This is a genomic window from Paraburkholderia sp. J10-1, from assembly GCF_905220165.1.
Classification (GTDB): Bacteria; Pseudomonadota; Gammaproteobacteria; order Burkholderiales; family Burkholderiaceae; genus Paraburkholderia.
Genome location: NZ_CAJMYW010000005.1, coordinates 222,885 through 236,598, shown reverse-complemented (window position 1 = coordinate 236,598; position 13,714 = coordinate 222,885). Strand labels below are relative to the sequence as shown.

12 protein-coding genes are annotated in these 13,714 nt (G+C 65.0%); all 12 read right to left on the bottom strand.

Translation table 11 applies throughout. The annotated features are described in order from the left end of the window. Positions 1–28 precede the first annotated feature (28 nt). The 12 genes from U5A65_RS18485 to rlmN all read right to left on the bottom strand — a co-directional run bounded on the left by U5A65_RS18485 (position 29) and on the right by rlmN (position 13,596). The gene (locus tag U5A65_RS18485; protein WP_028210024.1) at positions 29–220 is read right to left on the bottom strand and encodes a DUF2065 domain-containing protein; all 192 of its coding nucleotides are present in this window, start codon (positions 218–220) and stop codon (positions 29–31) included. A gap of 47 nt (positions 221–267) precedes the next feature. Then, the gene (locus tag U5A65_RS18480) at positions 268–1,182 is read right to left on the bottom strand and encodes a protease modulator HflC (RefSeq protein WP_321934895.1); all 915 of its coding nucleotides are present in this window, start codon (positions 1,180–1,182) and stop codon (positions 268–270) included. Between the two features lie 13 nt (positions 1,183–1,195). After that, positions 1,196–2,662 carry an FtsH protease activity modulator HflK gene (gene hflK / locus U5A65_RS18475; RefSeq protein ID WP_321946944.1) on the bottom strand — a complete coding sequence of 489 codons (1,467 nt, stop codon included), beginning with the start codon at positions 2,660–2,662 and terminating at the stop codon, positions 1,196–1,198. A gap of 98 nt (positions 2,663–2,760) precedes the next feature. Beyond that, positions 2,761–3,930: a GTPase HflX gene (gene hflX / locus U5A65_RS18470; protein WP_321908906.1), complete on the bottom strand. Its 1,170-nt coding sequence runs from the start codon at positions 3,928–3,930 to the stop codon at positions 2,761–2,763. Between the two features lie 74 nt (positions 3,931–4,004). Beyond that, complete coding sequence (hfq, locus tag U5A65_RS18465) at positions 4,005–4,241, bottom strand: RNA chaperone Hfq (RefSeq protein WP_027793540.1); 237 nt, start codon at positions 4,239–4,241, stop codon at positions 4,005–4,007. 162 nt (positions 4,242–4,403) lie between these two features. After that, complete coding sequence (gene der / locus U5A65_RS18460) at positions 4,404–5,741, bottom strand: ribosome biogenesis GTPase Der (RefSeq protein ID WP_321908907.1); 1,338 nt, start codon at positions 5,739–5,741, stop codon at positions 4,404–4,406. Positions 5,742–6,208: 467 nt separating this feature from the next. Further along, the gene (gene bamB / locus U5A65_RS18455; protein WP_321908909.1) at positions 6,209–7,354 is read right to left on the bottom strand and encodes an outer membrane protein assembly factor BamB; all 1,146 of its coding nucleotides are present in this window, start codon (positions 7,352–7,354) and stop codon (positions 6,209–6,211) included. 87 nt (positions 7,355–7,441) lie between these two features. Then, entirely contained in the window at positions 7,442–8,071 is a 630-nt protein-coding gene (locus tag U5A65_RS18450) for a tetratricopeptide repeat protein (protein ID WP_321946943.1), read from the bottom strand. Between the two features lie 78 nt (positions 8,072–8,149). Beyond that, complete coding sequence (gene hisS / locus U5A65_RS18445) at positions 8,150–9,487, bottom strand: histidine--tRNA ligase (RefSeq protein WP_321908911.1); 1,338 nt, start codon at positions 9,485–9,487, stop codon at positions 8,150–8,152. 85 nt (positions 9,488–9,572) lie between these two features. Next, on the bottom strand, positions 9,573–10,880 hold the full coding sequence (gene ispG, locus U5A65_RS18440; RefSeq protein WP_321909204.1) for a flavodoxin-dependent (E)-4-hydroxy-3-methylbut-2-enyl-diphosphate synthase: 1,308 nt from the start codon (positions 10,878–10,880) through the stop codon (positions 9,573–9,575). A gap of 125 nt (positions 10,881–11,005) precedes the next feature. After that, a complete protein-coding gene (locus U5A65_RS18435) occupies positions 11,006–12,220 on the bottom strand; it encodes a RodZ domain-containing protein (protein ID WP_321908912.1) in 1,215 nt (404 codons plus the stop codon). Positions 12,221–12,432: 212 nt separating this feature from the next. After that, positions 12,433–13,596: a 23S rRNA (adenine(2503)-C(2))-methyltransferase RlmN gene (rlmN, locus tag U5A65_RS18430; RefSeq protein WP_321946942.1), complete on the bottom strand. Its 1,164-nt coding sequence runs from the start codon at positions 13,594–13,596 to the stop codon at positions 12,433–12,435. Between the last annotated feature and the right edge of the window lie 118 nt (positions 13,597–13,714).

The window sequence follows — 13,714 nt, the reverse complement described above, 5'->3', positions numbered from 1 at the left end:
ATCTGAAGAACGCGGCGGCATGATGCTGTCAGGTCGCCAGCATCAGCAGGACGAGGCCGAGCCCCATCACGATGAGCCCGCCAATCCTGATGTGATGCGGCGGCCGTTCCGCGATTTTACGGAATGTGTCACGCCACGCCGTCGGAAAAACGAACGGGAACATGCCCTCGATAATCAGCATCAATGCGATCGCGAGCAAGAGGGAGCCAGCTATGTCCATGCGAAGAAAGACGCCGCGCAGTGCGCGGCGCATGTGTCTCGTTTTGTCTAGTGTTTGCGCGGGGTGGCGGAAGCCGATGCGTTGTCTCCGCCATTTACGCCGCCGTTCGGGCCACGCATGAAGCGGAAGAAGTCGCTCGATGAGTCGACCACGATGACGTCGCCGGGCCGGAAGCTCTCGCGGTAAGCGAGCATGCTTTGATAGAACCGGTAGAAGTCCGGGTCGCGCCCGAACGCCTCGGCGGCAATCGCGGCGGCCTTGCCGTCACCCTCGCCCTTGATCGCTTGCGCCTGCGCATAGGCGTCGGCCAGCACGCCCTGCTGCTTGCGCTGTGCGTCGTCCTTGATCTGCTGCGCCTCGGCCGCGCCCTTCTCGCGAATCTCGGCAGCGGCCTGCTCGCGTGCGGCGCTCATGCGCTTGAAGATCGTTTGCGCCAGCTCCGGCGGGTAATCGACGCGCGTGAGTTCGATCGCGATCACGTCGATGCCGAGCGGCGCCGCGCTTTGCCTGAGCGCGTCGCGCGCGCCGTTGGCAATGGCTTCCTGCTGCGCCAGCGCCTCGGTGAGCGTGACTTTCGAGATCGCGTCGCCGAGCGCGTCGCGCGACAGCGACGCGAGGCGGTCGGAAAGCGTCTGTGCATCGCCCTTCGTGGCCGCGAAAAGCTTGAGTGGATCGGAAATGCGATAACGCACGACCGGGTTCACGAGCAGTTCGGTCTTGTCCGACGTCGTGTAACGGTCGGCATCGGGCGCATCGAACGCCTGAATGCGCGTGTCGATGAACGTGGCGGTCTGGAACGGCGGCGGCAGCTTCACGTGCAGCCCAGGACCCGCGAGCGTGGCGTTGGCCCCGCCCGACGAGGAAATGATGGCGACGTGGCGCGGATCGACCATGAAGACGGCCGACGACGCAACCAGCACGACAACCACGACGGCAACGACGAGCGCAATGATCTTGTTCATAGTGGCGCTCCCCTTATTGCACGTCGCTTTCGCGGCCGCGCGAGCGGAACGCATCGCGCGAACGGAAGGCGTCGCTCGCGGCGGCTGCCGCGTCGCTGGCCGTAGTTGCGGGAGCTGCGCCCTGCTGCTGGGCGCCCTGCTGTGCACCTTGCTGCTGTGCGCCTTGCTGTGAGTCGCTGCCGGCTGCCGGAGCGGAGGCCGCGTTGGCGTCCGAAGCCGCGCCGGCCGTTGCCGCACCGGCACCGGCGCTCGAAGCCGAGGCCGCAGCCGCGCCTGTTGCGCCCGCAGCCACGGCGGCGCGCTGACGTGTCATGTCGACGAGCTTGTCGAGCGGCAGATTAATCACGTTGTTGCCCGACTTGCTGTCGACGAACACCTTCGTCGCATTCGAATAGATGTGCTGCATCGTCTCGAGATACATGCGCTCGCGAATCACAGCCGGCGCCTTCGCATATTGTTCGTAGACCTGCGTGAATCGTTGCGCATCGCCCTGTGCCTGCGACACCACACGTTCGCTGTAAGCCTTGGCTTCGTCGATGAGACGCGCCGCGTCGGCCTGCGCGCGCGGCAACAGCTGGTCGGCATAGGCCTGGGCGTCGCGCTTCGCGCGGTCGCGGTCCTGGCGCGCCTTGGCTTCGTCGTCGAGTGCCGCCTGCACCTGATCGGGCGCCGAGACGCTCTGGATCGCCACGCCGGTCACGCCGAGGCCCGTCTTGTACTCGTCGAGCGCGTGCTGGATCGTGTCGGCAAGCTGGGCGCGAATTGGCTCGCGGTCGGCGTAGAGCATGTCGTTCGTGCTGCGCGCGCCCACCACGGTGCGCACCGCCGCCTGCGCGGCCTGCGTGACGGTGAGGTCGGGATCGACGCTGCGGAACAGATAGTCGGTCGGCTGCTTGACCTGGTACTGCACGGTAAAGCGCACGTTGAGGATGTCGCCGTCGTGCGTGATGACCGCGGCGTCCTTCACGTTTGCCGGGCGCACGAGGTTGTTGCGGCCGATCTCGACGGTGCGGATCTGGCCGACATTGACGATTTCATGCGTCTGGAACGGATACGGCATGCGCCAGTGCACGCCCTGACCCACCGTGTGGCGATACTGGCCGAACTGCAGCACGACGCCGGCCTGCCCTTCCTGGACGACGAACACGCCACTGCCCACGTAGATCGCAATGAGCACGCCGATTACGATGCCCACGCCGATGCGCGCGCCGTGGCCGTTGTCCGGGCGCGGCCCGAAGCCACCCGGCCCCTTGCCCTTGCGGCCGAAGAATGCGGACACGCGGCGGTTGAAGTCGCGCCACATTTCGTCGAGATCCGGCGGACCGTCTCCCTTGTCGCCGTTGTCACCCTTGTTGCCCGGCGGGCGACGCCCGTCGTCAGAACGCTGGCCATTGCCGTCGCCTCGACCCCAACGCGGGTCGTTCAACGAGAAAATGGCGCGCGCGCGCTGCCAGCCAGTCCGCTTGTTGTAATCGTTCACCTGTGTTCGTTCACCAGAGTAGACAGCGGGTCAATTGCGTGCGGATTCCATCGGAGCCGCGGGGCCGGCCTTGCTTGCGAGGCAATGCCGGGCGCGCTTCAGCGCTCGTGTTCGGGTTCCCAGCGAGGTTCTTCCTGCACCGCGCTCCAGTCTGCGGCCAGGGACTGCGGCGCGTCGGCAAGCGGCTCGGCAGTCGCGATTTCGGCGATGGCGGAGCGCAGCGCATCCAGTCCGACGCCCGTGCGCGCGCTCAAAAAGACGCGCGAAATATTACCATATTCATCACGCTCGACCGTTCCGCCACGGGCCGCCAGTTCCGGCACCGCGTCAATCTTGTTGAAGACCAGCACCTGACGGATCGTGTCCGCGCCGATATCGCGCAGCACCTTGTTCACCTCGTCGATCTGGTCGAGACGCACGGCGCTCGACGCATCCACCACGTGCAGCAGCAAGTCGGCCTGAACCGTTTCCTGCAGCGTCGCGCGGAATGCGGCGACTAACTGGTGAGGCAGCTCGCGGATGAACCCGACGGTATCGGACAGCACGATCTGGCCCACTTCGTCCCCGAGCCAGAGGCGCCGCGAGGTCGTGTCGAGCGTCGCAAACAGCTGGTCGGCGGCGTAGGCCTGCGCCTTCGTGAGCGCATTGAAGAGCGTGGACTTGCCCGCGTTCGTATAGCCCACGAGCGACACCGACATCGTGCGGGTGCGCTCGCGCTGACGCCGCTGCGTGCCGTGCTGGCGGCGCAGCTTCGCAAGCTTGCCCTGCAGCATCTTGATGCGCTCGCCGATCAGCCGGCGGTCGGTTTCGAGCTGCGTTTCACCCGGGCCGCGCAGGCCGATACCGCCCTTCTGGCGCTCAAGGTGAGTCCAGGCGCGCACGAGGCGCGTGGCGAGGTATTGCAGCTGCGCGAGTTCGACCTGCAGTTTGCCTTCATGGCTGCGGGCGCGCTGGGCAAAGATGTCGAGAATGAGGCTCGTGCGGTCGACCACGCGACGATTGAGCGCGCGCTCCAGATTGCGTTGCTGGGCGGGCGACAGCGCGTGATTGAAGATGACGATTTCGATGTCGTTCGCTTCGCAGGCGAGACGCAGTTCCTCGGCCTTGCCGCTACCAATGAACATGGCGGCGTCGGGGCTGGAGCGTCGCCCGGTGAGCGTGACAGCAGGAGTGGCGCCCGCGCTTTTAGCGAGCAGGCTGAGTTCTTCGAGACTGGCTTCGAAGTCGGTCTTGCCGAAGTCGATGCCGACGAGTGCGGCGTTGATCAAATTAGAGGATGTCAAAATGAAAGCGGCCGGACCAGAGCAGCCTGCGAGGCGCCCCGGTCCGGCCGCGTCATGGGTCAGGACGCTTCCGTATCCGGGTGGAAATTCACCGGACGGGCCGGAACCACCGTGGAGATGGCGTGCTTGTAAACCATTTGCGTAACCGTATTACGGAGCAACACGACGTACTGGTCGAACGATTCGATGTTCCCTTGAAGCTTGATGCCGTTGACCAGATAGATCGAAACAGGCACGTGCTCCTTGCGCAGCGCGTTCAGAAACGGGTCTTGTAACAATTGCCCTTTGTTGCTCATAGCAAACTCCGTATTTTTTTGCAGGTTTAACTTATATTGGGATGAAGAAAAAGAAATCCACCACCAATCGCTACACTATAGCCGATTCTCGTTCCCCCGCGCGGTTCCTGGCGGTTCGGCCAGGCGGCCTTTGCGGGGTAGCGAACGCTATTCAGCAACAGCCTAGTTTTTCTCGGTATAGGGATTCGTCGAGGAGCGAAACTCTATGCGCAATGGAGTGCCGGTGAGCGAGAAAGTTTCCCGGAAACGGTTCTCCAGATAGCGCTTGTAGGTTTCCGTCACGGCGTCGAGTGCGTTGCCGTGAATGACGATAATCGGAGGGTTCTGTCCCCCCTGGTGCGCGTAGCGCAACTTCGGACGCACCGGGCCGCGGCGACGCGGCTGCTGGAACTCCACGGCTTCGATGAGCGCGCGCGTGAGCTTCGGCGTGGGCAGCTTCGCCATGGCGGCGGCATAGGCGTCGTCCACCGAACGCATGAGCGGGCCGATGCCGAACTTCTCCGTCGCCGAGATGAAGCGCATTTCCGCGAAGTCGAGGAACTTGAGCTTGCGCTGCAGGTGGTGCTTGGTGCGCTCGCGCGCGTGGTCGTCCATGCCGTCCCACTTGTTCACGCCCACCACGAGCGCGCGGCCCTGTTCCACCACGAAGCCCGCGATATGCGCGTCCTGGTCCGAGATTTCCTGCTGCGCATCGAGCAGCAGAATCACCACGTTGGCGTCGGCGATCGACTGCAGCGTCTTCACCACCGAGAACTTCTCGATCGCTTCGAACACCTTGCCGCGGCGGCGCAAGCCTGCCGTGTCGATCAGCGTGTACTTCTTGCCGCCGCGCTCGAAATCCACGTAAATCGAATCGCGCGTCGTGCCCGGCATGTCGAATGCGATCACGCGGTCTTCGCCAATCAGCGTATTGACGAGCGTCGACTTGCCCACGTTAGGGCGACCGACGATCGCGATCTTGATCCCGTGTTTGGCGGCGTCCTCTTCGCTTTCCTCGGGCTGATCGGCGTACGCCTGTTCGAGCGCCTCGTTGATCATTTCCGTCACGCCGTCGCCGTGCGCCGCGGAAATCGCGCGCGGGTCGCCGAGACCGAGTTCATAGAAGTCGGCAGCCACGGCGCTGTACTTCATGCCCTCTGCCTTGTTCACCACAAGGAAGATCGGCCGGCCGGTCTTGCGCAGATAATCGGCGATGTGCTTGTCCTGGGGCGCGAGTCCATTACGGCCGTCGCAAATGAACACGACGATATCGGCCTCTTCCACGGCCTGACGCGTCTGGCGCGCCATTTCGTGCAGGATGCCGTCCTTCGCGACCGGCTCGAAGCCACCGGTGTCGACCACGAGATACGGGCGCTCGCCCACGCGCCCTTCACCGTAGTGACGGTCGCGCGTGAGGCCAGGCAGGTCGGCCACCAGCGCATCGCGCGAACGCGTGAGCCGGTTGAACAGCGTGGATTTCCCCACATTGGGGCGCCCGACGAGGGCGATTACGGGTTTCATCTGATCTTTTCTACAGTAAGGCGCAGCGCCGGAGAGTCCGGCGCGCTGCGCGGCAAGCCCTGCGCCTGCGGGGCTGCATCAGTTGCAAATTATCACGAAATTCACGAGCAGGGCCGCGTCCCCGAGCCGAAAGCGCAACGCGACCGGGGCTGGACGCCGCGCAACCACCTGGGGCGGTAACGGTGAACAGCGGGCGAACAGCGGATGAACGGCGAGGTCGTGCTCGCCGCCGTCCCAAAATGCGCATGGCCGGCTTGAGCCGGCCAGCGGGTGAGGCATCGGAACCTGCCGGCTCCGCTACCTCGAGCATCTGCATGCATCGGAGCGCCGCTCGTGAGGCGCTGCCAACTGCGTATGCGTGCAGTGCGCGGGTCGATGCGCGTTTCTTGCCTTGCACGCCGGCCGCGCAAGCCGGCGTCATGTGTCTCTGCGGCGCGCCCCGAAGGCGCTACCGCAGCCAACGCCACTTAGTGCGGACGCAGACCGTAAAGGTCGCCGTCCTTCGTCTGCACGACCAGCGTGTTGCCGGCGAGTACCGGAGCCGCCGTGATCGGGCTGCCGTCGGTCTTCACGCGCGAGACAAAGCTGCCGTCGTCGAGCGAGAGGAAGTGGACATAACCCTCAAAGTCACCCAGCACGACCGCATGGCCCAGCAATGCGGGCACGCTGACGTCGCGGCTCTTCAGCTTCTCGTTCGTCCAGGTCGGCTCGCCCGTCGACACGCTGAACGCCTTCACGACCGACCAGTCGTCGCCACCGACCACCGTGCCTTCATCCTGAGCGATCCCGCTCGTGCTCGAGAACGCCTTTTGCCACATCGGACGGCCCGAATTGGCGTCGAAGCAGCCAAGCTGACCCTGGAACGTCACCGCGCAGGTGGTGGCACCCACCAGCGTGGGCGGACCGCTCACGTCATTGATACGCTCGACTTCCGTCACGCCCTTCGGGTAAGAGACCGGCGTTTCCCAGAACGCGTCGCCGCTTTGCAGGTTGATCGCTGCGAACGAGCCGCCCGGGAAGCCGGCCAGCACGGCCTGGTCACCCGCGAACGTCATGCCCGCCGACACGCGCAGATTCAGCGGCACGGCGCGGTTGCGGTAGAGCCACTTCTGCTCGCCCGTCTGGCCGTTGAAGGCGACGATCTGCCCGTCGATCGTGCGCACGATCACGAGGCCGTTGCCGACGAGCGGCGGCGAGATGACTTCGCCCGGGGCCTTGGCCTGCCACGAGAGCTTGCCGTTCGAGTCGAGCACGTAGACATCGCCCTTCAGGCCGCCCACCGCCGTAAGATTGCCGTCGCTGCCCACGCCCGCCGAGAGGTCGTCCTTGAGCTTGGTGCGCCAGATGTCCTTGCCCGACGCGGCGTCGATCTTCGCGACCGAGCCGTTCTCGCCCGCTGCGTAGATCGCGTCGCCCACCGCGACCGGCGCGAACAGATAGCGGCCGGCCTTGCCGACGCTCGACTTCCACACCTGCTGGACATCCAGCGCCTGCTTGAAATCGGTCAGCGGCACCGGTACGCGACGCACGTCTTTCGTCGATGAGCAGGCTGCGAGAGCCAGGACGGTCATCGCGAGAGCGACGGGCACAACGGTTCGTTTCAGCAGATTCATCGGTGAACGACGCATGAATGAAGTTGGTTTGAATAGTTTCGCAATGCTGCGCGCACCCACGGCGCGCTTCGCAACTTAGCCGTCGAATTAGCCGCCGAGCGCATCCAGCTTGAACTGGATCAGCTGACGCTCGGAAGCGTCGCTCTTCGGCAGGCTGTCGAGGGCCAGCTTGTAGGACGCGCGCGCGTCGTCGCGCTTTCCGGCCGCAGCCAGCAAATCGCCACGGCCGTCGGCCACGATGCCCTTGAACGGACCCGAATCCGGTTGCGGAATCAGCGCGAGGCCCTGATCGTAGGCCTTTTCGTCGAGCAGAAGCGAAGCCAGACGCAGCTTCGCGATCTGGCGGAATTCGTCGTCCTTCGCGTGATCGGCGGCCCATTGCAGCTGCGCCTTCGCGCCGGCCGTGTCGCCCGCCATGTAGAGCGCCTTGGCCACGCCAAGCGCAGTCATCTGCGCGTACGCCGTGCCGCCGAAGCGATCTTCCATGTCGGTCGCCACGCGCGTGAGCATGGCCTTGTCGCCGCTGCTCGCGGCCTGTTGCACCTGGTCGTACAGCACGGCGGCCTCGGCCGCCTGGCGGCGCTGCCAGAAGTTCCAGCCATTCCACGCAGCGAGCGCGAGCAGAACGATCAGCACGACCCACGTAGCGGCGTTACCCCACTGCCCCCACCATGCCTTGAAGCTCTCGATCGATTCCTGTTCGTCGTGGTAACTCATCGCGTAGCGATTCCTCGTTTATTCTGAAGCCTGTTTTCGAATGCGCAGCGAACCGGGCAGCCCCTTGGGGCGGCCCTGTTAGTCGTCGCCGTCTTCGGCGGATGCAACCATCGCATTGATCAGATATTCGGTCAAGTCCTCAAGCGCTACCGTTTGTTGCTCGCTGCGGGCCTCCGCGGCCGTGCCGCGCAGCGCCTTCACACCGGCCTCGCCCTTGGCCACTTCGTCCTCGCCGAGTACCACGGCAAACGCCGCGCCGCTCGCATCTGCGCGCTTCATCTGCGACTTGAAGCTCGCGCTCTGACCGTCGGCACTGCAATGCAAAATAACGTCGAGGCCCGTGTCGCGCAGACGCTCCGCCACGATGAACGCCTTCTCGCGCGCGGCGTCGCCCTGGTGGACAACGTAGACATCGCAACCTTCTTCTTCCGGCACGAGGTCTTCTTCCTTGAGCAATTCGAGAATGCGCTCGATGCCCATGGCCCAGCCGCACGCCGCCGTCGGCTTGCCGCCCAGTTGCTCGATCAGCGGATCGTAGCGGCCGCCCGCTGCGACCGTGCCCTGCGCGCCGAGCTTGTCGGTCACCCATTCGAACACGGTCAGATTGTAGTAATCGAGACCACGCACCAGACGCGGGTTGATCTTGAACGGAATGTTGTTCGACTTGAGAATGCGCTGCAGCCCTTCGAAGTGCGCGAGCGAAGCCTCGCCGAGGAAGTCGATCAGCTTCGGCGCCTTGTCTGCGATCTCCTGCAGCGCGGGATTCTTCGTGTCGAGCACGCGCAGCGGGTTCGTGTAGAGGCGGCGCTTGCCGTCTTCGTCGAGCAGATCGACGTGCTGCTCAAGGTACTTGATGAGTTCGACGCGATGCGCCGCACGCTCTTCGGCCACGCCGAGCGAGTTGATCTCGAGCTTGATGCCGGCGAGGCCGAGATCGTCCCAGAGGCGCTGGCACATCAGGATGATTTCCGCGTCCGCATCGGGACCCGCGAAACCGAGCGCCTCGACGCCCACCTGATGGAACTGACGATAACGGCCACGCTGCGGACGCTCGTGACGGAACATCGGGCCGATGTACCACAGGCGCTTCGGACCGTCGTAGAGCATGTTGTGCTCGATCGACGCGCGCACGGCGGCAGCCGTGCCTTCCGGGCGCAGCGTGAGATTCTCGCCGTTGAGCGCGTCGGTGAAGCTGTACATCTCCTTCTCGACGATGTCGGTCACTTCGCCGATGCCGCGCGTAAAGAGCTGCGTATGCTCGACGATCGGCGTGCGGATATTTTGATAGCCGTACGAACGAAGCATGGACTTGACCGTGGTTTCGAAGAATTCCCACAGCCCTGCCTCCTGCGGCAGGATGTCGTTCATGCCCTTCACGCCCGTGAGCTTTTCGGGCTTGCGTTTCTGTTCAGTCATTGCGTTGCGTATTGGCTTTATTCGGTTGTGCGTATCGTGACCACAAGCGGCCACAAGCGAACTACGAGCGGATCGACCGCCCTGCTCAGTTCGTCGCTTCGGCCTTGCCGTACTTGCGCGCGACGTAGTCGCTCACGATCTGCTGGAATTCTTCGGCGATGCGCTCGCCGCGCAGCGTCTTCACCTTTTCGCCGTCGATGAAGACCGGCGCCGCGGGGTTCTCGCCCGAACCCGGCAGGCTGATGCCGATGTTCGCGTGCTTCGACTCGCCCGGGCCGTTCACGATGCAGCCCATCACAGCGACATTCATCGTCTCGACGCCAGGATACTCGTCGCGCCAGATCGGCATCTGCGCACGCAGATAGCCCTGGATCTGCGAAGCCAGTTCCTGGAACAGCGTGCTGGTCGTGCGACCACAGCCGGGGCAAGCGATGACCATCGGCGTGAACGAGCGCAGGCCCATGGTCTGCAGGATTTCCTGACCGACCACGACTTCGCCCGTGCGCGCGCCGCCCGGTTCCGGCGTGAGCGAGATGCGGATCGTATCGCCAATGCCTTGCTGGAGTAGCACGGAAAGCGCCGCCGTCGAAGCGACGATGCCCTTCGAGCCCATGCCCGCTTCCGTGAGACCCAGGTGCAGCGCGAAGTCGCAGCGCTTTGCAAGTTCCTGGTAGACGGCGATCAGGTCCTGCACGCCGCTCACCTTGCACGACAGGATGATCTTGTCGCGGCCAAGGCCGAGTTCGACCGCGCGTTCCGCCGAGCCGATGGCCGACTGAATGAGCGCTTCGTACATCACGCTTTGCGCTTCCCACGGCTCCTTGCGAGCGCCGTTCTCGTCCATCATGCGCGCGAGCAGGTCCTGGTCGAGGCTGCCCCAGTTCACGCCGATACGCACCGGCTTGTCGTACTTGATGGCCGCTTCGATCATCTGCGCGTACTGCGTGTCGCGCTTCGCGCCCTGGCCCACGTTGCCCGGGTTGATACGGTACTTCGAGAGCGACTCCGCGCAAGCGGGATAGTCGCGCAGCAGCAGATGGCCGTTGTAGTGGAAGTCGCCGACGAGCGGCACCATCACGCCCATGCGGTCAAGCTGCTCGCGGATGTACGGCACGGCCGCCGCGGCTTCCGGCGTGTTGACCGTGATACGCACGAGTTCCGAGCCCGCCTGCGCGAGTTCCTTGATCTGGATCGCGGTGCCGATGGGGTCCGCGGTGTCGGTGTTGGTCATCGACTGCACGCGCACCGGCGCGTCGCCGCCGATCGTCACCAGCTGGCCGCCCCAGCGCACATGCACGGCATGCGACTTGCGGCGCGGCGCGTGGCCGCCGAGGACCGGCTCGGTCGAGCAGATCTGACTGTTGCTGGTCGAGGATTGCGTTTCGCTTTGCATCGAAAAACCCATTTACGCCTCACGCGCGCTTATCGCCAGCTAGTTGGCGACGGCACTGCGTGAATTGAAAAAGCGTCGCGGCAGGCAAGAAGACTTGCCCGGCCGCGACGCGTGCCATGTCTTGATCAGGGCAGCACGAAGCGCGCAACGTTGCCGCGCGCCGACGCGTACTTCGACGTGTCGACCGGCTGGCCGTCGATGGTCATCGACTCGATGCCGGCCTTGTTGCCCACTGTGACCTTGAGCGGCTCGGTGCCGGTGATCTCACGCGCGTCGCTGCCGTGGATCATGCCCGAGAAAACTTCCTTGCCATCCTTCTGGCGCACGCTGACCCAGGTGTCCTGCGTCACGCGAATCGCGAACGTCGAAGTGTCCGCGCCGTTGTCGGCTGCCGGGTTCTGCGCTGCCGCTGCGGCCGCTGCACTCGCTGCCTGAGCGTGCGCTGCGCTTGCCGCGTTGGCAACGGCAGCCGCCGGCGCTGCGCTTGCAGCGGCGGGCTTCGCCGCCTGGGGCGCCGGCTGAGCCGCAGGTTGCGCCGGTTGCGTTGCCGGCTGCGTCGCCTGCGGCGCCGGTTGCGTAGCTTGCGGCGCCGCAAGCGGTGCGCTCGCGCCCGCGCCTTGATCGGGCGCGGCATTGGCGTTGTCGCCCGCATCGTTTGCGTCGCCGGCTTGCGGCGTAGCCGGCTGATCGGCGCCCTCGGCGGCCGAAGCGCCTTCGCTGCCGGTCGCAACGCCCTGCGTCACCGTGGGCGAGGACGCACCCGGCTGCACGCTCGCGCCATTTGCCATCGCCTTCAGGCGAGCAAACCACGCCGACGATTCGCCACTATTCGTGTGCCACATGGAAAGTGCGAGCACCGCGACCACGATGATCGCCACGCCCCACAGCCACGAGGCGCGACGGCGCGGCGCACGTGCGCCACCGCCGCCGAGCGAGAGGGAAACGCGGCCGCGCGGCAGATCGGAGCCGGCCGAAGCGGGCATCGACAGATCCGGCTGCGCAATGCCGCGCTCGCGGCGCAGCGCTTGCGTGAACGGCGCAGGATCGGTGCCGAGCAGCTTCGCGTAGGCGCGCACCACGCCCAGCGCGAACGTCGTGTCCGGCAGATGGCTGAGATCGCCCGCTTCGAGTTCGCGCAGCTTCGACACCGCCACTTTGAGGCGCGCCGAGACATCTTCGATCGCCCAACCCTTGGCCTCGCGCAGCTGTGCAAGACGCGCGCCGGCCGCAGCCAGTGTGTCGGGCACGGCCTGCACCGGCGAGGGCGACGCGCCCGGCGCCGAACGACCTGCGTTGCTGTCAGTTCCGTCTGTCCCGAAAGGGTGCTGCGGCTCGCTCATCCCAAAGTCCTTGCGTCGATTCTTTTCAATACTGGAACCGGTGGGGCACGTCCCGCCCCGCGTCTACCCGATTCGCAGACCGTTTATAACAAAATGCGCGGCCACGTTGTAAAACCTTTGGCCGCTTGCGATCGCTTCTGCAACGTTTCTTTACTACCGCCTACGGCCGCGCGTTTCCCCCGCACGCCGCCGTGGGCCCTCCTCATGCCGGCTCAGTGCCGAACCGGCCGTACTTCGATGACCTTGCCCGTGCTCCGGCTCATGCGCTCGGCAAGGCGCGTGCGGTCCTTCACCTCGCCGGCGAGCTGGCCGCAGGCCGCGTCGATGTCGTCGCCGCGGGTCTTGCGCACGGTCGTGACGACGCCCGCATCCATCAGAATCTGCGCAAAGCGCTTGATCTGGTCCGATTTCGAACGCAGCAAGCCCGACTCGGGGAACGGATTGAACGGGATCAGATTGAACTTGCACGGCACGTCACGCGTGACGGCGAGCAATTCGCGCGCGTGCTTTTCGGTGTCGTTGACGCCGTCGAGCATGCAGTACTCGAACGTGATGAAGTCGCGCGGCGCGACTTCCAGGTAGCGCTGGCAAGCCGCCATCAACTCGCGCAGCGGGTACTTGCGGTTGAGCGGCACGAGTTCGTCGCGCAGCGCGTCGTTCGGTGCGTGCAAGGACACGGCGAGCGCCACGGGAAGTTCGGCCCCAAGACGGTCCATCATCGGCACAACACCCGAGGTGGAGAGCGTGACACGCCGGCGCGACAGGCCGTAGGCGTTGTCGTCGAGCATCAGGCGCATGGCCGGCACGACCGCGTCGTAGTTCAGAAGCGGCTCGCCCATGCCCATCATCACGACGTTCGTGATGACGCGTTCGCCCTTGCCGTCACCGCCGGTCGCGCGACCGCCCGCTTCACCCAGAAGGGAAGCACGCAGGGCGAATTCCGCCATGCGCAGCTGGCCGATGATTTCGGCCGTGGTGAGATTGCGTGAAAAACCTTGCTTGCCGGTCGAACAGAACCGGCAATTGACCGCGCATCCCGCCTGCGACGACACGCACAGCGTGCCGCGGTTGTCTTCGGGGATGAACACGGTTTCGACCGCGTTGCCGTTGCCGACGTCCACGAGCCATTTGCGCGTGCCGTCGGAGGAAACGTTGTCGCTAATGATGCCGGGCATGCCGATGGTGGCGCGCCCTTTGAGCTTCTCGCGCAGCGATTTGGCGAGATCCGTCATGCCGTCGAAGTCGGCGGCGTTGTACTGATGGATCCAGCGCTGAAGCTGTTTGGCGCGAAACGGCTTCTCGCCCAGGCTCTCGCAATAGGCGACGAGCCCTTGGGCGTCGAGATCGAGAAGGTTGACGGTGGAACTGCTCGTCATATCGAATCCTGCCATTTCAGTGCGAGAGCGCGCCCACCGCCCGCGTTGCCCAGCTGCCTGCGCACTTGCGCGGCACCGGGAACTGGACGGTGAGCGTCATCGCCGTTCGCGACCCTAT